Source organism: Rhodococcus sp. 2G (genome assembly GCF_001886355.1).
GTDB lineage: Bacteria > Actinomycetota > Actinomycetes > Mycobacteriales > Mycobacteriaceae > Rhodococcus > Rhodococcus pyridinivorans.
Map to the genome: position 1 here is coordinate 4,600,166 of NZ_CP018063.1, position 19,509 is coordinate 4,619,674.

The window sequence follows — 19,509 nt, forward strand, 5'->3', positions numbered from 1 at the left end:
ATGGACACGCGTGAGGATTCGGTTTCCGGCGACGTCGGCTCTTGGCGGGACTACGGCCCGACCGACCTGCCGAAGCCGCTCGCCGCTGCACTCGAGGCGTTCGCCGAACGCGGTTACGACGGCACGTCCATCCGCGAGGTCGCGTCGCGGTCCGGTCTGTCGGTGCCGGGTCTGTACCACCACTACCCCTCGAAGCAGGCGCTGCTCGTCTCGCTCACGACCACCGTGCTGCACGACCTGCTCGCCCGCAGCCGGCAGGCGATCGATGAAGCCGGACCAACCCCCTCCGAGAAGTTCGACGCCGTCGTCGAGTCGCTGCTGCGCTTCCATATGTTCCGCCGCGATCAGGCGTTCGTGGCGTCGACCGAGATGCGCAGCATGGAACCCGAGGCCCGCCGTGCATTCGTCGCCCTGCGCGACGAGCAGCAGTGCATGATCGACGAGATCGTCGAGGCCGGTGTCGCCGACGGCACCTTCTCCACGCCCTATCCGAAGGACGCCAGTCGCGCCGTGACGACGATGTGCGTCGCGGTGGCGAGCTGGTACCGGCCGGACGGCTCGCTGTCGCCCGACGAGATCGTGCACCGCTACCTGCAGGTCGCGCGGAACGCGGTCGGAGCGAGGTAGCCGAGCACCCCGTCCGGGCTTGACCCGATGGCGGGGAATATGCCACCGTGAACTCGACCGAGCGATCGATCGGTCGGTATGGAAGGAGCTCAGCATGGCGGTCGACCTGTCCTACTCGGACCACGTCCGGGACCTCATCGCGCGGACCGAGCAGTTCATCCGCGACGAGGTGCTTCCCGTCGAGGACACCCACGGTGGCGACATCACCGCAGCCGGTGGCGACGCGATCCGGGCGGATCTGCAGAAGGCCGCCAAGGCTGCCGGTGTCTTCGCTCCGCACGCGCCCGTCGAATACGGCGGCCACGGCCTGGACATGTCCGACCGCGCCCCGGTCTTCGAGGCCGCGGGCTACTCGCTCTTCGGCCCCACCGCGCTCAACATCGCCGCCCCCGACGAAGGCAACGTGCACATGCTCGCGCACATCGCCAGCGACGAGCAGAAGCAGCAGTTCCTCGCGCCCCTCGCCGCCGGCGACGTGCGCTCGGCCTTCGCGATGACCGAGCCCGCCCCCGGTGCCGGCGCCGATCCCAACGCTCTGAACACGCGCGCCGAGAAGGTCTCCGGTGGCTGGAAGATCAACGGCCGCAAGCACTTCATCACCGGTGCCGACGGTGCCGGATTCTTCATCATCATGGCCCGCACCTCGGGTGAACCCGGCCAGCGCGGCGGCGCCACGATGTTCCTCGCGCCCGCCGACACCGCGGGCCTGAAGGTCGGCCGCCACATCAACACCCTCGACCGCTCCATGATCGGTGGTCACTGCGAGGTCGACTTCGAGGACCTGTTCGTCCCCGACTCCGCCGTGCTCGGCGAGGTCGATCAGGGCTTCGCCTACGCGCAGGTGCGCCTCGGCCCTGCCCGCATGACGCACGTGATGCGCTGGCTCGGCGCCGCCCGCCGCGGTCACGACACCGCCGTCCGCTACGTCGCGGAGCGTGAAGGATTCGGCTCCCGCCTCGGCGATCTCGGCATGATCCAGAAGATGATCGCCGACAACGAGATCGACATCGCCGCGACCCGCGCGCTGCTCGTGCAGGCGTGCTGGGAACTCGACCAGGGTTCGCACGCGTCGAACGCCACGTCGATCGCCAAGACCTTCGCCGCCGAGGCGATCTTCCGCATCGTCGACCGCTCCGCTCAGATGTGCGGCGGTCTCGGTGTCTCCGAGGACCTTCCGATCGCACGCCTCACCCGCGAGGTCCGGCCGTTCCGCGTGTACGACGGCCCGTCCGAGGTTCACCGCTGGGCCATCGCCAAGCGTGCCGTCGGCGCCGTCCGCAAGGCAGCCCGCGAGGCCGCGAAATGACCGCAGTGCGCGAGGGACTCGACCTCGCCGTCCTCGAGCGCTTCCTCGCCGATTGCGGTGTGACCGTTCAGGGTGAACTCCGGGCGGAGCTCATCTCGGGCGGCAAGTCCAACCTCACCTACGGGCTGCGCGACGAGAAGTCCCACTGGGTCCTGCGTCGCCCTCCGACCACGGGTCTGACCCCGTCGGCGCACGACGTCGCCCGAGAGTTCCGCATCACGTCGGCGCTGAAGGGCACCGGTGTGCCGGTCGCGCCCACCGTCGTCCAGTGCGAGGATGACTCGGTGATGGGTGCGCCGTTCACCGTCGTCGAGTTCGTCGACGGACGTGTGGTGCGCAGCAAGGCCGACCTCGATGCGCTCGGTGACGACGAGATCGACCGCTGCGTCGGTGAACTCGTGCGCATCATCGCCGAGTTGCACAACGTCGACTTCGAGGCCGTCGGTCTCGGGGGACTGGGCCGGCCGGACGGCTACGTGACCCGGCAGGTGAAGCTGTGGGCGAGCCAGTGGGGGCGCGTGAAGACCCGCGAACTTCCGGACCTCGAACGGCTGCACGCCGCGCTCGCCGAGTCGATTCCGGAATCACCCGCTCCGTCGATCGTGCACGGCGACTACCGCATCGACAACACCATCCTGGACCCGACCGATCCGACATGCGTCGTCGCCGTGGTGGACTGGGAACTGTCCACCCTCGGCGACCCGCTCACCGATCTCGCCATGATGTGCGCGTACCGGCATCCGGCCCTTGACGACATCCTGGGATTCCCGGCGGCATGGTCGAGCGACCGCCTGCCGGCAGCGGACGATCTGGTGCAGCGCTACGCCACGGCGTCGGGTCGCGACATCGCCGACTGGAACTTCTACATGGGTCTGGCCTACCTCAAGCTCGCCGTGATCGCCGAGGGCATCAACCATCGGTGGCGTGCCGGGGCGACCGTCGGCGACGGTTTCGACTGTGCCGGTGAAGCCGTGCCGGACCTGGTGGCAGCAGGACTCGCAGCACTGAAGGGAGCCCACGCGTGACCAGCGCGCTCGTGACCGGAGCATCGAGGGGAATCGGCCTCGGTATCGCAACTCGTCTCGCCGAACGCGGCTATTCACTGACGATCAGCGCCCGCGGGGCGGAACGCCTCGAGAGCGTCGCCGAGCGTCTGCTGGAGGCGGGTGCCAAGGAGGTACGCGCCGTCGCAGCCGATCTCGCTGATCCGGAAGCCACCGCACGTGTCGTGGAGACGCACCGCGAAGCGTTCGGTTCCATGAAGGCTCTGATCCTCAATGCCGGTGTCGGCACGGCAGGTCCGATCGCCGAGTTCCCGGCCCGGCGGTTCGACAAGACGGTCGCCGTGAACCTCAACGCCCCGTTCGCGCTCATCCAGGCGTCGCTGCCGTTGCTGCGCACCGAGGCCGAGAACGATCCAGCCCGCGGATCGAAGATCGTTGCGCTCTCGTCGATCACAGGTGTCTACGCCGAGGCCGGTCTCGCCGCCTACGGTGCAACGAAGGCCGCGTTGATCTCGCTGGTGGAGACGCTCAACGCCGAGGAGTCCGGCAACGGCGTCTCGGCATCGGCGCTCGCCCCCGCCTACGTCGACACCGACATGTCCGACTGGATCAAGGACAAGATCCCGGCCGAGTCCATGATCGAGGTGAACGACGTCGTCGAGATCGTCGACGCGCTGCTCGAGCTGTCGTCGCGGGCGGTGGTGCCCAAGCTCGTGCTCAGCCGCGCGGGCGCAGGTCTCTACACGGCCTGATTGTCTATACGGCCTGACGATCGGGGTCGGTCGACCGCAGTCGCAGGTCGACCGGCTGTCCGTCCGACGGGAACGGCAACGACGTGAAGTCGAGCGGGGCGACGTAGCCGGGGTCGACGTGCCACTCGAAGCGCAGCAGCAGTTGGTGGACGATCGCTTTGACCTCGACCCCGGCGAAGTGCATGCCGAGGCATTTGTGCACGCCCCCACCGAACGGCTCCCACGCATAGCGGTGCACCTTGTCCTCGCGTCGATGCTCCGCGAAGCGTTCGGGATCGAAACGTTCGGGCTCCGGCCAGTATTCCGCCATGTGGTGCGTGAAGTGCGGTGCCACGGAGGCATACGTACCGGCCGGCACGAAATATCCCCGGACCTCGGTGTCGCGCACGGCCCGTCGCGCCAGGACCGGGACCGGGGAGACCAGCCGGAGGCATTCCTTCATCACCAGATCGAGGCTGCCGAGCGCGTCGAGATCGGCGTGACTCGGTGCGGCGGTGCCCAGCGCGAGCGACTCGGCCCGGCACCGGTCCTGCCACTGCGGGTGTTGCCCGAGATACTGCATCATCGTGGAGATCGTGATGGTCGACGTGTCGTGCGCGGCCATCAGCAGGAAGATCATGTGATCGACGATCTCGTCGTCGCTGAACCGTTGTCCCGCTTCGGATTCGATGTGGCACAACACGGAGAAGAGGTCGTCCGTCTCGCGCGAGCGTCGTGCCGGTAGATAGTGCCGGAAGAAGTCCTCGAGCACTCGGCGTCCGTCGAGTCCGCGTTTCCATCTGGTGCCGGGGACGGGATACCGCACGATCGAGGTCGCAGCCTGCACACAGTCGATGAATGCCTTCTTCACCACTTCGATCTCGGCCGGCGTGGAGTCCTCGCCGCCGCCCATGAAGATGTCGGTGGCAAGATCGAGCGTGAGTGTCTTCAGTGCCGTGTAGGCGCGGAATCCGTCGCTGGGAACCCACCTGTCGAGCTTCTGGGCGATCGACGGATTCATGGCATCGACGGTCTTCTCGAGGCGTGATCGGGTGAACGCCTGCTGCATGATGCGGCGGTGTCGGAGATGTTCCTCCGAGTCGAGGAGCATGAGGCCACCGTGGAAGAACGGCCCGATCAGTGCCGACCAGCCGTCGCCGTTGGCGAAGGCCCGGTCCTTGTTCTGCAGCACCTCCTGGCAGGCGTCGGGTCCGAGAACCGAGATCCAGCGTCGACCGGCCGCAGAGAAACAGGAGACCTCGCCGTATCGGTCCCAGTGCTTCTGCATCATCGCGAGTGGATCGCGGATGTATTCGAGGACGTGCCCGATACCGGGTATTCCCGATCGTCCCGGGACCGGGCGCAGATGGGAGTGGGCGGGGGGAGCCGCCAGGATCCGGGTCACGACGAACCTCCAGTTCTGCGGATATCTGACAGGAGACCCTGTCAGATTGGGGTGTAGTCTGCGTCACATCGGTCCGGTCTGTCAAGATCGGTCCCATGACTTCCCCCGCGCCCCGCCGCTATGCCGGTCTGAGCGGCGAACAGCGTGTCGCGCTGCGGCGCGAAGCCCTGCTCGAAGCAGGACTGGAACTGTTCGCGGCCTCGGGGAAGAGCGGCGCCACCATGACCGCCATGTGCGCCCACGCCAAGCTGACGGAGCGGTATTTCTACGAGAATTTCACCAGCAGGGACGATCTGCTGCAGCAGGTCCTCGACAAGATCGCCGACGAGGTGCGCGAGGCCGTACTCGCCGCGCTCCGCACCGGCACGGGCACACTCGAAGACCTCGTGCGGAACGCCATCGCGTCGTTCGTCGCGATCCTCACCGACGACCCGCGCAAGGGCCGGGTCTCACTCATCGAGTCCGCCGGCTTCGAACCCCTGCGCACCCACAGACGAGCGTCGCTACGGAGTTTCGCCCAGATGGTCGCCGACGAAGCGACCCGCATGTACGGCGACCGGGCGTGGCCGCCCGAACGGGGCGAGATCAACGGACTGCTGTTCGTCGGGGGTCTGGCCGAACTGGTCACCGCGTGGTTGAACGACGAGATCGCCATCTCGCCCGACGAGATCGTCGACGTGGCGACCCACCAGTTCCTCTCCACGGCCCATCAGTAGAGCCGTCCGGGGGCGGTCAATCATCACCGACCGCGGTGCGGTCAATCATCACCGACCGCGGTGCGGTCAATCATCACCGTTGGTTTCCTTCTCCTCGCCGCGTCGGCGCAGGAAGTTGAACCCGGGCACGCCCACGATGGCCTGGCGGACGTCCTTGGCGACGAGGAGCAGTTCGTGGATCTCGGGGGAGACGGTGTCGAGTGTCGCCATGATGGGCAGGACCGCGTCGACCCGCTCGGTGATCTCGGGGAGCCGGTCGATGAGCTTGATCGCGGCGCGCAGTTCTTTTGGTGAGAACTCCTCGACGAACTGGGTGGCGAGGGGAGCGGCACGTTCGGCGAGGGGTTTGTAGGTCTCGAGCAGTTCCCCGGCGGCGTCGGAGCTGCGGCCGGCGGACTCGACGACGATCCGCGCGTCGGCCGCGACCACCGTCGCATCGCGCACGACCCCGCCCGTCGAGTCGATGATCTCCGTGGCGCGCGTGACCGCATCGGCGGCTTCCTCCACCACACCGATGGTCGAGGCGATCACCTGCGTGGCCTGCGCGACGGCCACCGACGCTCCCTCGACGATGTCGGTGGCGTCGGTGACCACGCTGTCGATGCGGCGGATCAGCGATTCGACCGAGTCGATGAGAGATTCGGCCTCGTTGAGCAGGCCTTCCACCCGCGTCGGGAGCGACAGCGCGAACTCGGCGGTCTCGCGGGTGCGTCCGAGCACGGTCCGGGTGACGTCGACGATGGAACCGGCGACCGAGACTCCGAGCGCGGGCACAGGCAGCGAGATCATGTCGTCATAGTGCAGTACGTCCGATCGTCGTGATCACGGACCTCACATTTTCGGCGTCCCGTTCGTCTACCCGATACAGAGCACACACCGGATGGAAGGATCGAGGCCGTGACCGCATTGCGCACCCACACCGTGATCGACACACCGATCGGCGAGTTGACGTTGGTGAACACCGACGGCGTCCTGAGCGGCGTGTACATGGCCGAGCATCACCCCGCGCCCGACCGCGCCGGTTTCGGCGAGCAGGTCACCGGGGGGTTCGACGAGGCGATCACCCAGTTCGATGAGTACTTCGCGGGTCGCCGTACCCGGTTCACCGTCCCCATCGCTCCCGTCGGCACCCCGTTCCAACGCGAGGTGTGGGAGGCGCTGATGACGATCGAGTACGGCACCACGCGCACCTACTCGGAGATTGCACTCGCCCTCGGCCGGCCCACTGCGGTACGGGCGGTCGCTGCGGCCAATGCCCGCAACCCGCTCTGCATCATCGTGCCGTGCCATCGCGTCATCGGTAGCAGCGGCAAGCTCACCGGTTACGCCGGTGGTCTCGAGCGCAAACGCTTCCTGCTCGACCAGGAGGCACGGGTGCCGAGTTCCGCCGAGCCCGATGTCGCCGGCGATACCCATGTCCCTGCCTGATCACCTACCGCGGGCGAGCCTGCCTCCTTTCGAGGAGGTGGTCACCCGCCACGGCGCGACGGTCCTCCGGGTCTGCCGCGCACTGCTCGGACCGGTCGACGCCGACGACGCCTGGTCCGAGACCTTCCTCGCGGCGTTGCGCGCCTATCCCGACCTGCCACCGGGCAGCAAGATCGAAGCGTGGCTCGTGACCATCGCGCACCGCAAGGCCGTCGACATCCACCGGGTGCGCGGGCGGACGCCGGTGCCCACCGAGAACCTCCCCGAACCCGCGTCGGCCACGGGAAACCCCGGTGAGGGCGACGACGAACTGTGGAGCGCGGTCGCCGAACTTCCCTTCACGCAGCGTGCGGCGCTGGTCTACCACTACGTCGGAGGCCTGCCCTATGCGGAGATCGGCGCGATCCTCGGCAACAGCCCGGCCGCGGCACGTCGCGCGGCGGCCGACGGTCGGGTTGCGTTGCGTCGTCGGATCGAACACGGAACAGGGTGTCGCTCATGAACTTTCCACAACCCTCGGTCGGATCGGCCGATCTCGCGTGGTTGCGGGAGAAGCTCGTACTCGACGCCGAGGCGGCCGGGTTGCTCGATGTCGCGTTCCGCGTCGTCGACACCCCCGTCGGTCCGCTCCTGCTGGCCACCACCCCCGTCGGACTCGTGCGGGTCGCCTACGTCGCCGACGGATCCGACGCCGTGCTCGACGAACTCTCCCGCCGGATCAGCCCGCGCGTGCTCGACGCGCCGCGGCGACTCGACCCGGTGGTCCGGCAACTCGACGAGTACTTCGCCGGTACGAGGACACATTTCGACGTTCCGCTCGATCTGCGTCTCGCCGACGGATTCCGTCGTGAAGTGATCACGCGTCTGCCCGAGATCGAATACGGGCGCACGGCGAGCTATGCCGAGATCGCCGCCGCGGCCGGGAGCCCGCGCGCGGTGCGGGCGGTCGGTACGGCGTGCGCGAAGAACCCGCTGCCCGTGGTGGTGCCGTGCCATCGGGTGGTGCGCAGCGACGGCAGCATGGGGCAGTACGTCGGGGGAGTCGAGGCGAAGAGGGCGCTGCTGCAACTCGAGTCGGTGGCATGATCACCACCCTCCGGATCCCGGTGGCCGAACCCGTTGCGGTGGGGCCGATGCTCGCGTCGCTGCGAAGCCACAACGTCCCCGGCTACGAACACCACAACAGCGCTACCGGCACCCATCACCGCGCGATCCGCACGAACGGCGGCGCCGCGCACGTCGCCGTCCGCTTCGCCGACCCTGCGACACCCGACGACGGGAGACACGGGGATGTGCGACATCTCGAGGTTCATGTCGAGACCGCAGGTCGCGCGGATGTCGAGGAGATCGAAGAGAGGGTCCGGAAGTGGCTCGATCTCGGCGTCGACCCGTCCGTCGTGGATGCGGCATTCGAGCCCGATCCCGTGCTCGGGCCTCTCGTGCAGACCCACCCCGGTCTGCGCGTGCTCGGCACCACCGACTGGTTCGCCACCGCCGTGTCGACAGTGCTCGGGCAGCAGGTGAGTGTCGCTGCGGCATGCACATTCGCAGGACGACTCGTCGCAGCCTTCGGCGACGGTGCACCCGGTGGGTTGCGATGCTTCCCTACGCCGCACCGACTCGCGACGGTCGAGCAGAGCGAGCTGCGTGCCGTCATCGGCACGACGCAGTCGCGCGCCCGCACCGTCGCCGAACTGGCCCGGGCCGCAGCCGACGGGGTGGCGCCGGAGCATCTGTCGTTCGCGGCAGACCTTCTCGCGCTTCCCGGGATCGGACCGTGGACCGTCGACTATCTCGCTCTACGACTCGGCGACCGCGACGCGTATCCGTCCGGCGACCTCGTTCTCCGACGAGCCCTGCAGGTGGAGAGTGCGCGCGAAGCCGCCGAGCGCGCCGAACAATGGCGGCCGTGGCGGGCCTACGCCGTCATGCATCTGTGGACACACGCCACCTACTCGCCGCCCGCATCCTCGGCGTAGACGCTGCGCACGGCGGTGTCCATCGGGAAACGAACCTGCGTGTCGCCGAACATCAGGCGCGTCGCCACCTCGACCGACGCCGTGATGTGCGACGACGCGAGTTCCGGATTGCCGGTGTGCACCACCACCTCGTCGTGCTGGAAGAACACGAGATCGCCGGCCGTCGGGTCGGGATCGGTGGTCAGCCGCCGTCGCAGTTCCGCAAGCACGCACAGCGCCCACTCGGCCGCGGTGGCCTGCACGACGAAGTTCCGCGTGAACCGGCCCCGCGCATGCGCATCACCGTGGGAGTGGAAGCCTTCCGGAGCGGGTGGGCACGCACGGCCCAGCCACGAATGCACCACCTCGCCACGTTCACCCGCACGGGCGGCACGTTCGACGAAGTCGACGGCGGTCGGGAAGCTGCGACGCAGCACCGTCAGCAGGGCACGCGCGTCGCCCGACGTGGCGCCGTACAGAACACCGAGCACCGCGACCTTCGCCTTCGCGCGGTCGCCGCCGAAGGACGCCGCGGCGACCGGGGCGTACAGATCGTCCGAACCGGCAGCCGCGACCATGCGCCGATCGCCCGACATCGCCGCCAGGATGCGCGGTTCGAGCTGGCCCGCGTCGGCGACGACGAACGACCGCCCCGGGTCGGCGATCACGCTCGACCGCAGCGCCTTGGGGATCTGCAGAGCGCCACCGCCGCGACTCGCCCACCGGCCCGATACGACCGCGCCGGGAACATAGACCGGACGGAACCGGTCGTCGCGGACCCAGGTGTCGAGCCAGTGCCAGCCGTTCGTGCTGTACAACTTCGACAGCTCGCGGTGCCGCAGCAACAGAGGCACCGCGGGATGGTCGATCCGCTGCAGCACATGCTTGCGGGTCGACTCGACGGTGATGCCCTCGCGACGGAACGCCTCGAGCACCTCGCTGTGGGAGGCGGGATTCACGGGGCGGCCGAAGACCGCGCTGACCTCCTCGACCACTTCGGCGATACGGCTCGGCAGGTCGTAGCCGGTCGGGCGCGGCCCGAGGGTGTCCTCGAGGAGGCGACGATGCGCTTGCGCCGAGAACGGCAACCCGTCGAAACCCATCTCGGCCGCTGCGAGAGCGCCGGCCGATTCGGCGGCGGTGAGCAACTCGAGGCGGGCGTCGCCGGAGATGCGGCGACGTTGCTCGGCGAACTGCTCGACCACCGCCTCGACGTCGATCGCGGGAGCCGCATCGAAGAGGCCGGGCCGCTCGTCGACCGGCTCCTCCGCAGTGGGAGGGGGCAGGCCCTCGCGTACGGCAAGGATGGCGCCGGTGGTGGCGAGATCGTGGCATCGCTGCACCCGAACATCGGCGCGGAGCAGCTCGGGATAGACCGATGCCGTCGAGGTCCACACCCAGCGCGGTCGCGATTCGGCTTCGATCGCAGCGACTGCATCCGCGAATCCGGGGTACTCCCGCACCGAACCGAGCGGCGCACCGAATGCGTCGACCTCGACGATGCTTGCACCGCGACGGCCCCGGCCGTCCGCAGGATGAGGAACGACGACCGTGCGCACCCATACAGTGTGCTCCATCACGGCGACAGACCCCGACGCGCGGTGACCCCCCGATTCACCCTCGAATTCACCCGTATCGAGAGCGATCCCCGCGAGAACCGCCACTACCGTGGTAGTGGAGGGACTCCGCCGCTACCCCCGACGCGCGGCGGGGTCCCCCATTTCGTTCGTGGGCCCGTCGCTTTCGCCCGCATGCTCGGAGCTGCCGGAGGATTCGCCCGTATCGTCACGATCGTCCTCACCGGCGTCCACGCTGTCGTTCGAACGAACCGTGTCGGTCGCGACCGCAGAATCCCGAACCTGCTGTCGCGACGGCCGCCAGGGCAGACGCACGGGTGCGTCCGCGGCCCGGTGGAAACCGACGCGGTCGTAGATCCACGTCACCAGGGCGCCGACGACGAGACCGAACACGACGCCGACGATCGTCATCGTCACGCCGTGGCCGAGCCCGGCGTCGGGTCGTCCGTCGAAGTAGAGGATGGACCGCACCGCGAGATAGATCTGGTGCATCGGCTCGAAGGTCGACAACCATTCGAACATCCGCGGGGTGGCCTCGATCGGAATGGTGCCACCGGACGACGGCAGGCCGAGCACGATGAACACGATCAGGTTCACCAGCAGGCCCGCCGCGCCGAAGATCGACATCACCGCGAGGGACGTGATGCCCACGGCCGAGATCGCGAGCGCCCCGTACTCCCACAGCAGCAGCGCGCGCGGCGCCGGCATACCGAGTGCGGTGGCGATCCACACATACAACGCCGAGACGATCAACGACATGACCACCGTGATGCCCCACTTGAGTGCCAGCACCTGCAGGCGCGACATCCGGGTGGTCTCCCGCGCGATGTAGAGGGGGCCGTATTCGGTGGGCACGAAACCGAGGGCGCTGTCGACGACCGCGTTGATGATCGTGGCGCCGGTGAAGCCGGCCAGGATCAGCAGCAGGGTGTAGAAGAAGGCGGACAGGCCGGCGCCCGTCCCGTCGGGCAGCGGCTTGTGCTCGACGGTGAGTGCATCGATCGGCTGGGTCAGGACGAGGCTGGATGCTCCGGACAATTGCAGGTCGGGTGCCGACTCTGCGAGCGTCGCGGTGACGGTCTCGGTCAGCTGCTGCCCGACCGTGTCGTTCACCTGGGTCAGCGCGCGGTCGCCGATCTTCGTGACGATGCCCGTCGCGAACGCGCCCGTCCGGGGATTCGTGTAGAGGGTGATGATCGGCTTCTCGATGTCACCGGGAACGACCGAGGCCTGCGCGAGGATCGAGATGCGTTTGGTGAAGTCGCTCGGGATGACGATCGCGCCGTACAGGCTGCCGTCGTCGAGGCCCTGGTTGGCGGCCGAGATTCCCATCCGTCGGAGGTCGATCTCCTCGGGATCGATGCCGTCGAGGATGCCCTCGGTGATCTGGTCGCCGAAGTTCTGTCGCTCGTCCGATCCGGGCAGCACATCGCCGACGTCCTGATTGACGATGGCCATCGGGAACTGTCTCAGGTTCTCGCTCGGATCGAGGAGTGCGCCGAGATAGAAGTAGGCCAGGGCACTCATCATCGCTGCGACGACAGCGAAGGGCGCGAGCCAGAAGCGCGGGCTGCGAAGGGTGCCGTGGTGCGGATCGGTGGTCGACTGGGTTGAACTCACCTATCAATTGTGCACACAGATGTGTGCTCTTGGAGGGCTCGAGTGCTCGAATGCACGCGAGGTCGGGTTGCATGATCTGTCACTCGAAGGAGACCTCCCTGCCCGAATTGCCGGAAAGCGTCGGAGATCGACAATTTCGGTTTGTCGTATCGGACCCCGCGGTCCGTGTTTCGATGTGGTCGACGGACGGATCCGACAGAATGGGTGGAGGGAACGATGGCGAACGGATTTCGGCGGGTACTGCGAGCGGGAGCGGTCGCCGCAGTGACAGGAGGAATCGTCCTCGGCGGCGCCGGCATCGCGGCGGCGCAGGACGAGTGGCCGGTCCAGCAACCGAACAGCCCGATCTACGTGTACGACGTGGACCCCGCCAACTGGCTCACGCCGGACGAGCTTGCCTACTGGAATCCGCTGGTGAACGAGCCGCGGCTGACCTCGCCCTTCGGCACGAACACCCGCATCGTGTGTCAGGGCTTCCACGGCGTGACGACCGATTGCTGGCAGGCCGACCTCGAAGGCCGTCCACATAAGCTTCAGCGTCTGCCCGCGAACCTTCCGAATGTGACGGGGTCGAGCGCACCCGGCGGAGGCGTCGGGCACTTCGTGTATCCGCTCTTCTGATCCGTACGGGGCGTCAGCGGTCGTCCCGCGAGCTCGGGGTGCCTGTGCTCTCGAGATAGAGGAGAACCGCCCGTACCCGCCGACTACGGTCGGCCTCGCGCGGCAGGTCGAGCTTCACGAAGATCGAATTGACGTGCTTCTCGACGGCGCTGACCGACATGGTCAGACGATCGGCGATGCCGGTGTTCGTCAGCCCCTGAGCGAGGGCCTCGAGCACCTCGCGTTCGCGTTCGGTGAGGGTGGCGACAGGGTCGGTGCGGCGGGTGCTCGCGAACAGTTGCCGCACCACCTCGGGATCGAAGGCCGTCCCGCCCGCGGCGACACGTTCCAGATCGGTGAGGAACGCCCCCACGTCCGACACGCGGTCCTTGAGCAGATAGCCCACGCCACCCCAGCCGTTCGTGAGCAGACCGGTCGCGTTCCGGTGCTCGACGTACTGCGACAGCACGAGCACAGCGACCTGCGGGTATTCCTCCTTGATGCGCCGCGCGGCGTCGATGCCCTCCGTCGAGTAGGTCGGGGGCATACGCACGTCGAGCAACACGAGGTCGGGCACGTCGCGCTCGACGACGTGACGCAGCTCGACGGCGTTGCCCACACCGGCGACCACCTCGTGGCCTTCGTCCGCGAGCAACCGGGACAGGCCCTCGCGAAGAAGGGTCGAATCCTCGGCTATCACGATGCGCACGGGATCCTCGCTTCCACGACGGTCGGCCCTCCGCGGGGGCTGTGTACGGAGAACTGCCCGTCCAGCGCGGCGACACGGCGCGCGAGACCTGTCAGCCCGGAGCCCGTCATCTCGGCCCCGCCACATCCGTCGTCGACGACCGTGACCGTGACGACGTGACCGTCCGCCGCGACGGTCACCGACACGTTGTCGGCGCCGGAGTGCTTCGTCGAGTTCGTGACCCCTTCCGCGGCAACGTAGTACGCGGCTGCCGCGACATCGTGTGGTGGTTCCGGGTCGATCGACAGATCCAGGTCGACGGGGAGGAAGGTGTGCGCGGACAACCCTTCCAGCGCCGCGGCGAGTCCGTGCTCGTCGAGCGCGGCCGGGTATATCCGCCACGCCACGTCGCGCAGTTCGGTGAGCAACGCCTGCGCCTGGGCGACGGCGTTGTCGAGGTCGGCGACGAGGTTCCCGCCGCCGCGTTCGGCGGTGCGACGCGCGCGACCGACGTCGAGTGCGAGCGCGACGGCCCGCTGCTGGACGTCGTCGTGCAGGGCGCGTTCGATCCGCCGGCGTTCGTCGTCGATGGCGGTGACGACGTCGGCGCGGGTGCGCTGCAGGTCGCGGAGGCGATGCTGCGTGGCATCGTCGCCGAGCAACCGCAGGGCTGTGCGGACGTCCCACTGGCCCACGATCATCGCCATCCGGACGGAGAGATAGATCATCACGGCGGCGACGAGGAGCGAGACGAGACCGTCGGCGACGGAGATGCGACCGCCTGCCAGCAGGACGATCGCCCAGCCCCCGTAGCCGGTCGCGGAGATCAGGACGAGCAGGACGACGAGGCCGACGAGCGGACCGTAGGCCAGGCGGACGAGGAAATATCCGGTCGGCTCGCGATCCGGAAGATCCCGGACCGCCTCGGCGTCGAACCATCGCACGAGACGAATACGGTCGCGTTCGGCCGCGCGACCCGGTCCGTCGGTGGTACGGCGAGCCGATGCCGCCACACCCGTCACCGCGGTGACGATCCCGAGCAGAAGCCCGACGACGGCGCGGACCGAGGTCCCGAGTGAGCGCCGAAGGTGATCGATCACGGACCGACCCTAACGGGCGCGAATCGATCGGACACGGCGGACGACGAACACCGCCACTGCTGCGACCACCGCGACGATCACGAGTTTCTGCAGAACATCGGCATACGGTTCGACGACTCCCCAGTTCTCACCGAGGAGGTATCCGGCGAGTACGAAGATCGAGTTCCACAGGGCGCTACCGAGGGCGGTCAGGACGACGAACCGACCGACGGGCATGGCCTCCACCCCGGCGGGAACCGAGATCACGCTCCGTACGAGCGGCACCATCCGGCCGAGGAGCACCGACTTCTCGCCGTGCCGGGCGAACCACTCTTCGCCGCGCCGCAGATCGGAGGTGTTCACCAGGGGGAGTCGCTCGACAACGGCATACATCCGCTGACGGCCGAAGGCGCGTCCGGCGAGGTAGAGCAGCAGTGCGCCGACGAGGGAGCCGAGGGTGGTCCACGCGACGGCCGAGACGAGGGAGATCTCCCCGCGGGAGGCCGCGAAGCCGGCGAGGGGAAGGATCACCTCGCTCGGGATCGGCGGGAAGAGGTTCTCCGCGGCGACCGCGACACCGGCACCGGGTGCTCCGAGCATCTCCATCAGCTGTAGCGACAGACCCGCGAGGCCGTGGAGTTCGTCCGTGGGGGACTGCGTGAGGGTGTGTGCGAGGTTCATGTCCGGAACACTATGAGCGATGAACGTGCAGGTCGCTGCGGTTTTCCGCCGACTTCGCGGCGTTCGGAGCGCGGTTTTCCGCAGTCCTGCCGAATGCCGGTCGCTCGACCGGATAGTAAATAGATGAATTATCCTGGATCTGCGGTACTGTGACCGCATGTCCAGACCCCGCGACCTCGACTACTGGTCCTTCGTCGAACTCGCACAGGAGCGTCTGAACAGCAAGTTCGGCGGCGAACATCACCGCAGCGCAACCGAAGTCCTGCTCACCCTCAACCGGGCCTCGGATATCGTCACCTACGACCTCGAGGCCACGGTCCACCGTCCGCGTGGCCGGTCGTGGTCGGCCTATCGGCTCATGTTCGTCATCTGGCTCGCGGGCCCGATCGAACCGAACGTCGCCGCGCGGCTCACCGGGATGAGCCGCGCCGCCGTGTCCAACCTCGCGAAACCGCTGGTCGAGGCGGGAATCCTGGAGAAGACTCCGGTCAGTCACGACGCGCGTTCGGTGCAGTTGTCGCTCACCGAAGCGGGGGAGAAGGAGATCCGCGACAGCTTCCGCGCTCAGAACGAGCGCGAGGAGGCCTGGGTGGAGGTGCTCACCCCCACCGAGCAGCAGATTCTCGTGATGCTTCTGAACAAGCTGATCACCAACCGCAGCCAGTTCGACGTGCGCGGACGCAACTGACACAGCCTCGTGACCTCTCCGTGGTTGCGCTCACACCCTCGGATTAGTTAACGTATTTACTAATTCCAGGCGAGCGACCTTCCCTCGCACGCCCGAGATCCGCGAGGAGTCAGATCATGGCGTTCTACCGACAGCTCGGCGTCATCCCGCCCAAGCGTCACACCCAGCACCGCGACGAGAACGGCAACCTGTACTACGAAGAGCTGATGGGCGAGGAGGGCTTCTCGTCCGACTCGGCGCTGCTCTACCACCGGTACATCCCGTCGGCGATCGTCGACGCGACCGAGTGGAAGCTGCCCGATCAGACCACCAGGCCCAACCATCCGCTCGAGCCGCGGCACCTGAAGCTGCACGATCTGTTCCCCGAGACGATCTGGGCCGAGACCGATGTCGTGACGGGTCGTCGTCTGGTCCTGGGCAACGCCGACGTCCGCATCTCGTACGTCGTGTCGACCGAGCCCTCGCCGCTGTACCGCAACGTGGTCGGCGACGAGATGGTCTACGTCGAGTCCGGTGAGGCCACCGTCGAGACGGTATTCGGTCCGCTCGAGGCGAAGGCCGGCGACTACGTGCTGCTACCGATGGCCACCACCCACCGCTGGGTACCCAAGAGCGACGCACCGCTGCGCGCCTACACGATCGAGGCCAACAGCCACATCGTGCCGCCCAAGCGCTACCTGTCGAAGTTCGGGCAGTTCCTCGAGCACGCGCCGTTCTGCGAACGCGACCTGCACGGACCGACCGAGCTGATGCAGGTCGAGGAGGAGAACGTCGAGGTGCTGGTCAAGCACCGCACCTCGCAGGGCATCGTCGGCACCCGCTACCTGATGCCGCACCACCCCTTCGACGTGGTCGGCTGGGACGGCTGCCTGTACCCGTACACCTTCTCGATCCACGACTTCGAGCCCATCACCGGTCGCGTCCACCAGCCGCCGCCGGCGCACCAGGCGTTCGAGGGCAACAACTTCGTCATCTGCAACTTCGTGCCCCGCAAGGTGGACTACCACCCGCTGGCCGTACCGGTGCCGTACTACCACTCGAACGTCGACTCCGACGAGGTCATGTTCTACTGCGGCGGCGACTACGAGGCCCGCAAGGGATCGGGCATCGGCCAGGGTTCGATCTCGGTGCACCCCGGTGGTCACGCGCACGGCCCGCAGCCGGGTGCCTACGAGCGCAGCATCGGTGTGGAGTTCTTCGACGAACTTGCCGTCATGGTCGACACCTTCCGCCCGCTCGAACTCGGTGAGGGTGCGCTCGCGTGCGAGGACGCCGCCTACGCCGGCAGCTGGAACCGCAATGCAGGAGCGGCCAAATGACTTTCGGACCTCTCCTGACCGGACTGTGCGACGACGCTGCGCTGTTCCCTCCGGGCAACGCCCCGCTGCCCGTCGCCGTCCCCGCCCACGCCGGGCACCGCTCGTCCGCGCACGCACCGCTCGTCGGAGCGTTCGTCTTCCCGGCCGGTCGCCTCGGTGAACTCGCAGATCACCTGGCGCAACACCCGTATCCCGGTGAGCTGGCCCTGAGCCTGACCGCACCGACCGGCACCGCCGCCGTCCGGCCCGCACTCGAGCAGGTCGACGCAATGGACTCGGTGTCCGTGGTGGCCCTCGAGATCGCGGTCCCCGCAGAGCAATCCGTCGACGAGCTGTTCGCGGCGCTCGACGAGATCAGGGTGAGTCGACCGGATATCGATGTATTCGTCGAGGTTCCGCGTGACGAGCGCCGAGCCGAGATCCTCGCCCGACTGACCGGGACGCCGTACGCCGCCAAGTTCCGCACCGGCGGGATCGTGGCGGAGGCGTATCCGGACGAAGCCGAGCTCGCCGCAGCGGTCTCGACGGTCGTCACCACGGGAGTTCCGTTCAAGGCGACCGCCGGTCTGCACCACGCGGTGCGCAACACCGACCCGAGGACGGGCTTCGAACAGCACGGGTTCGTGAACCTGTTGGCCGCGGTGGACGCGGTGCTGTCCGGAGCCGACATCGACGAGGTCGCGTCCGTGCTGGCCGAACGTGACGGGGCAGTGCTCTCCGCACGTCTCGGCGCACTCTCCGACGACCGGGCCGCAGAGGTCCGGCGCCGTTTCCTGTCGTACGGCACTTGCAGCATCGCCGAACCGCTCGAGGATCTGCTCGGCCTCGGTCTGGCACCCTCGACCGTTTCCCCGATCACCGAAGGAACGAACGCATGACCACCATCGCCATTCCGGAGGGCTCGCTCTTCGGCCTCGACAACCTGCCGTACGGCATCTTCTCCACGGCCGACAGCGAACCCCGCGTCGGTGTCCGCGTCGGAGATTCGGTCCTCGACCTGAGCCGTGTCTTCGAGGACGACATCGTCTTCGCCGAGCCGTCGCTCAACGCGTTCATGGCCCGGGGCCGCGCCCGGTGGGACGAAGTCCGCGCTGCGATCAAGGAACTCGTCGCCGGTGACGTCGCCGACGAGGCCGTCTTCGCCGTCGCCGACGTGACGATGCACCTGCCGATCGAGGTGGCCGACTACGTCGACTTCTACGCGTCGGAGAACCACGCGTCGAACCTCGGCCGGCTGTTCCGCCCGCAGAATCCCGACCCGCTGATGCCGAACTGGAAGCACCTGCCCGTCGGCTACCACGGCCGGTCGAGCACCGTCGTGACCTCGGGCGTCGACATCGTGCGTCCGTGCGGACAGCGCAAGGGCCCCAACGATCCTGTGCCGGTCTTCGGTCCGTCGATCCGCCTCGACATCGAGGCCGAGATGGGCTTCATTGTCGGTGTCGGCTCCCCGATGGGTTCGCGGATCACCCCCGACGAGTTCGCCGACCACTGCTTCGGCGCGGTCATCCTCAACGACTGGTCGGCCCGCGACATCCAGGCGTGGGAGTACGTGCCGCTGGGCCCGAACCTCGGCAAGTCCTTCGCGACGTCGATCTCACCGTGGGTCGTCCCGATCGCCGCGCTCGAGGCCGCCCGCATCGACACCCCGGTGCAGGACCCGGAACCGCTGCCGTACCTGAAGGGCACCGAGAAGTGGGGCTTGGACATCGATCTCGAGGTCGAGTGGAACGGGCACGTCGTGTCGCGCCCGCCGTACGCGCAGATGTACTGGTCGCCCGCGCAGATGCTCGCCCACACCTCGGTCAACGGTGCCGCGACCCGCACCGGTGATCTGTTCGGCTCCGGCACCATCTCGGGCCCGGAGAAGGACCAGCGCGGCGCCTTCATCGAACTGACCTGGGGCGGAGCAGAACCCGTGCAGGTCGGCGACGAGACGCGCACCTTCGTCGAGGACGGCGACGAGATCGCCATCTCTGCCACCGCGCCCGGCCCGAACGGGACCCGCATCGGCTTCGGTGAGGTCCGCACCCGCATTCTTCCCGCGATCGGGGAATAGAGGAAACAGGTCCGTGCGTCAGC

21 protein-coding genes are annotated in these 19,509 nt (G+C 67.9%); 14 read left to right on the plus strand and 7 right to left on the minus strand.

The window, feature by feature from the left end:
• The 4 genes from BO226_RS21850 to BO226_RS21865 all read left to right on the plus strand — a co-directional run bounded on the left by BO226_RS21850 (position 1) and on the right by BO226_RS21865 (position 3,689).
• Complete coding sequence (locus BO226_RS21850; protein WP_064256474.1) at positions 1 to 627, plus strand: TetR/AcrR family transcriptional regulator; 627 nt, start codon at positions 1 to 3, stop codon at positions 625 to 627.
• 94 nt (positions 628 to 721) lie between these two features.
• Positions 722 to 1,933, plus strand: coding sequence for an acyl-CoA dehydrogenase family protein (locus BO226_RS21855; protein ID WP_071936053.1), 1,212 nt, complete (start codon positions 722 to 724; stop codon positions 1,931 to 1,933).
• Positions 1,930 to 2,958 carry a phosphotransferase family protein gene (locus tag BO226_RS21860; protein WP_071936054.1) on the plus strand — a complete coding sequence of 343 codons (1,029 nt, stop codon included), beginning with the start codon at positions 1,930 to 1,932 and terminating at the stop codon, positions 2,956 to 2,958. The genes BO226_RS21855 and BO226_RS21860 overlap by 4 nt, the downstream gene beginning before the upstream one ends.
• Positions 2,955 to 3,689: an SDR family NAD(P)-dependent oxidoreductase gene (locus BO226_RS21865; protein ID WP_071936055.1), complete on the plus strand. Its 735-nt coding sequence runs from the start codon at positions 2,955 to 2,957 to the stop codon at positions 3,687 to 3,689. Before BO226_RS21860 ends, BO226_RS21865 begins: the two co-directional genes overlap by 4 nt.
• 4 nt (positions 3,690 to 3,693) lie before the next feature.
• On the opposite strand, the gene BO226_RS21870 is transcribed toward BO226_RS21865, so the two are convergent.
• Positions 3,694 to 5,073, minus strand: coding sequence for a cytochrome P450 (locus BO226_RS21870; protein WP_071936056.1), 1,380 nt, complete (start codon positions 5,071 to 5,073; stop codon positions 3,694 to 3,696).
• Between the two features lie 95 nt (positions 5,074 to 5,168).
• Between BO226_RS21870 and BO226_RS21875 the strand changes: the two genes are divergently transcribed.
• Positions 5,169 to 5,789, plus strand: coding sequence for a TetR/AcrR family transcriptional regulator (locus tag BO226_RS21875; protein WP_006554893.1), 621 nt, complete (start codon positions 5,169 to 5,171; stop codon positions 5,787 to 5,789).
• A gap of 66 nt (positions 5,790 to 5,855) precedes the next feature.
• Here BO226_RS21875 and BO226_RS21880 read toward each other — a convergent pair whose 3' ends face one another.
• Positions 5,856 to 6,578 carry a ribulose 1,5-bisphosphate carboxylase large subunit gene (locus tag BO226_RS21880; protein WP_071936057.1) on the minus strand — a complete coding sequence of 241 codons (723 nt, stop codon included), beginning with the start codon at positions 6,576 to 6,578 and terminating at the stop codon, positions 5,856 to 5,858.
• Positions 6,579 to 6,686: 108 nt separating this feature from the next.
• Between BO226_RS21880 and BO226_RS21885 the strand changes: the two genes are divergently transcribed.
• The 4 genes from BO226_RS21885 to BO226_RS21900 are packed head-to-tail and all read left to right on the plus strand — an operon-like array spanning position 6,687 to position 9,196.
• The gene (locus BO226_RS21885) at positions 6,687 to 7,217 is read left to right on the plus strand and encodes a methylated-DNA--[protein]-cysteine S-methyltransferase (protein WP_071936058.1); all 531 of its coding nucleotides are present in this window, start codon (positions 6,687 to 6,689) and stop codon (positions 7,215 to 7,217) included.
• Positions 7,204 to 7,719, plus strand: coding sequence for an RNA polymerase sigma factor (locus tag BO226_RS21890; RefSeq protein ID WP_071936059.1), 516 nt, complete (start codon positions 7,204 to 7,206; stop codon positions 7,717 to 7,719). Before BO226_RS21885 ends, BO226_RS21890 begins: the two co-directional genes overlap by 14 nt.
• Positions 7,716 to 8,303, plus strand: coding sequence for a methylated-DNA--[protein]-cysteine S-methyltransferase (locus tag BO226_RS21895; protein ID WP_071936527.1), 588 nt, complete (start codon positions 7,716 to 7,718; stop codon positions 8,301 to 8,303). The genes BO226_RS21890 and BO226_RS21895 overlap by 4 nt, the downstream gene beginning before the upstream one ends.
• Complete coding sequence (locus BO226_RS21900) at positions 8,300 to 9,196, plus strand: DNA-3-methyladenine glycosylase family protein (RefSeq protein ID WP_071936060.1); 897 nt, start codon at positions 8,300 to 8,302, stop codon at positions 9,194 to 9,196. The genes BO226_RS21895 and BO226_RS21900 overlap by 4 nt, the downstream gene beginning before the upstream one ends.
• Here BO226_RS21900 and BO226_RS21905 read toward each other — a convergent pair.
• Both BO226_RS21905 and BO226_RS21910 read right to left on the minus strand, forming a co-directional pair.
• Positions 9,169 to 10,734, minus strand: coding sequence for a bifunctional 3'-5' exonuclease/DNA polymerase (locus tag BO226_RS21905; RefSeq protein WP_198040583.1), 1,566 nt, complete (start codon positions 10,732 to 10,734; stop codon positions 9,169 to 9,171). The two genes, BO226_RS21900 and BO226_RS21905, sit on opposite strands and share 28 nt — an antisense overlap.
• A gap of 132 nt (positions 10,735 to 10,866) precedes the next feature.
• Positions 10,867 to 12,372: a YhgE/Pip domain-containing protein gene (locus BO226_RS21910; RefSeq protein WP_071936062.1), complete on the minus strand. Its 1,506-nt coding sequence runs from the start codon at positions 12,370 to 12,372 to the stop codon at positions 10,867 to 10,869.
• 216 nt (positions 12,373 to 12,588) lie between these two features.
• Here BO226_RS21910 and BO226_RS21915 point away from each other — a divergent pair, with 216 nt between their 5' ends.
• The gene (locus tag BO226_RS21915; protein ID WP_024102291.1) at positions 12,589 to 12,993 is read left to right on the plus strand and encodes a hypothetical protein; all 405 of its coding nucleotides are present in this window, start codon (positions 12,589 to 12,591) and stop codon (positions 12,991 to 12,993) included.
• A 13-nt stretch (positions 12,994 to 13,006) separates the two neighbouring features.
• On the opposite strand, the gene BO226_RS21920 is transcribed toward BO226_RS21915, so the two are convergent.
• The 3 genes from BO226_RS21920 to BO226_RS21930 are packed head-to-tail and all read right to left on the minus strand — an operon-like array spanning position 13,007 to position 15,420.
• Positions 13,007 to 13,681, minus strand: coding sequence for a response regulator transcription factor (locus BO226_RS21920; protein WP_071936063.1), 675 nt, complete (start codon positions 13,679 to 13,681; stop codon positions 13,007 to 13,009).
• A complete protein-coding gene (locus tag BO226_RS21925) occupies positions 13,669 to 14,760 on the minus strand; it encodes a sensor histidine kinase (protein WP_071936064.1) in 1,092 nt (363 codons plus the stop codon). Before BO226_RS21925 ends, BO226_RS21920 begins: the two co-directional genes overlap by 13 nt.
• A 9-nt stretch (positions 14,761 to 14,769) precedes the next feature.
• A complete protein-coding gene (locus BO226_RS21930; protein ID WP_006554664.1) occupies positions 14,770 to 15,420 on the minus strand; it encodes a DedA family protein in 651 nt (216 codons plus the stop codon).
• Between the two features lie 157 nt (positions 15,421 to 15,577).
• Here BO226_RS21930 and BO226_RS21935 point away from each other — a divergent pair, with 157 nt between their 5' ends.
• The 4 genes from BO226_RS21935 to fahA all read left to right on the plus strand — a co-directional run bounded on the left by BO226_RS21935 (position 15,578) and on the right by fahA (position 19,486).
• On the plus strand, positions 15,578 to 16,108 hold the full coding sequence (locus tag BO226_RS21935; RefSeq protein ID WP_071936065.1) for a MarR family winged helix-turn-helix transcriptional regulator: 531 nt from the start codon (positions 15,578 to 15,580) through the stop codon (positions 16,106 to 16,108).
• Positions 16,109 to 16,224: 116 nt separating this feature from the next.
• Positions 16,225 to 17,427 carry a homogentisate 1,2-dioxygenase gene (locus tag BO226_RS21940; protein WP_071936066.1) on the plus strand — a complete coding sequence of 401 codons (1,203 nt, stop codon included), beginning with the start codon at positions 16,225 to 16,227 and terminating at the stop codon, positions 17,425 to 17,427.
• On the plus strand, positions 17,424 to 18,305 hold the full coding sequence (locus BO226_RS21945; RefSeq protein ID WP_064256484.1) for a hypothetical protein: 882 nt from the start codon (positions 17,424 to 17,426) through the stop codon (positions 18,303 to 18,305). Before BO226_RS21940 ends, BO226_RS21945 begins: the two co-directional genes overlap by 4 nt.
• Positions 18,302 to 19,486: a fumarylacetoacetase gene (fahA, locus tag BO226_RS21950; RefSeq protein WP_064852321.1), complete on the plus strand. Its 1,185-nt coding sequence runs from the start codon at positions 18,302 to 18,304 to the stop codon at positions 19,484 to 19,486. Before BO226_RS21945 ends, fahA begins: the two co-directional genes overlap by 4 nt.
• The last annotated feature ends 23 nt before the right edge of the window (positions 19,487 to 19,509 follow it).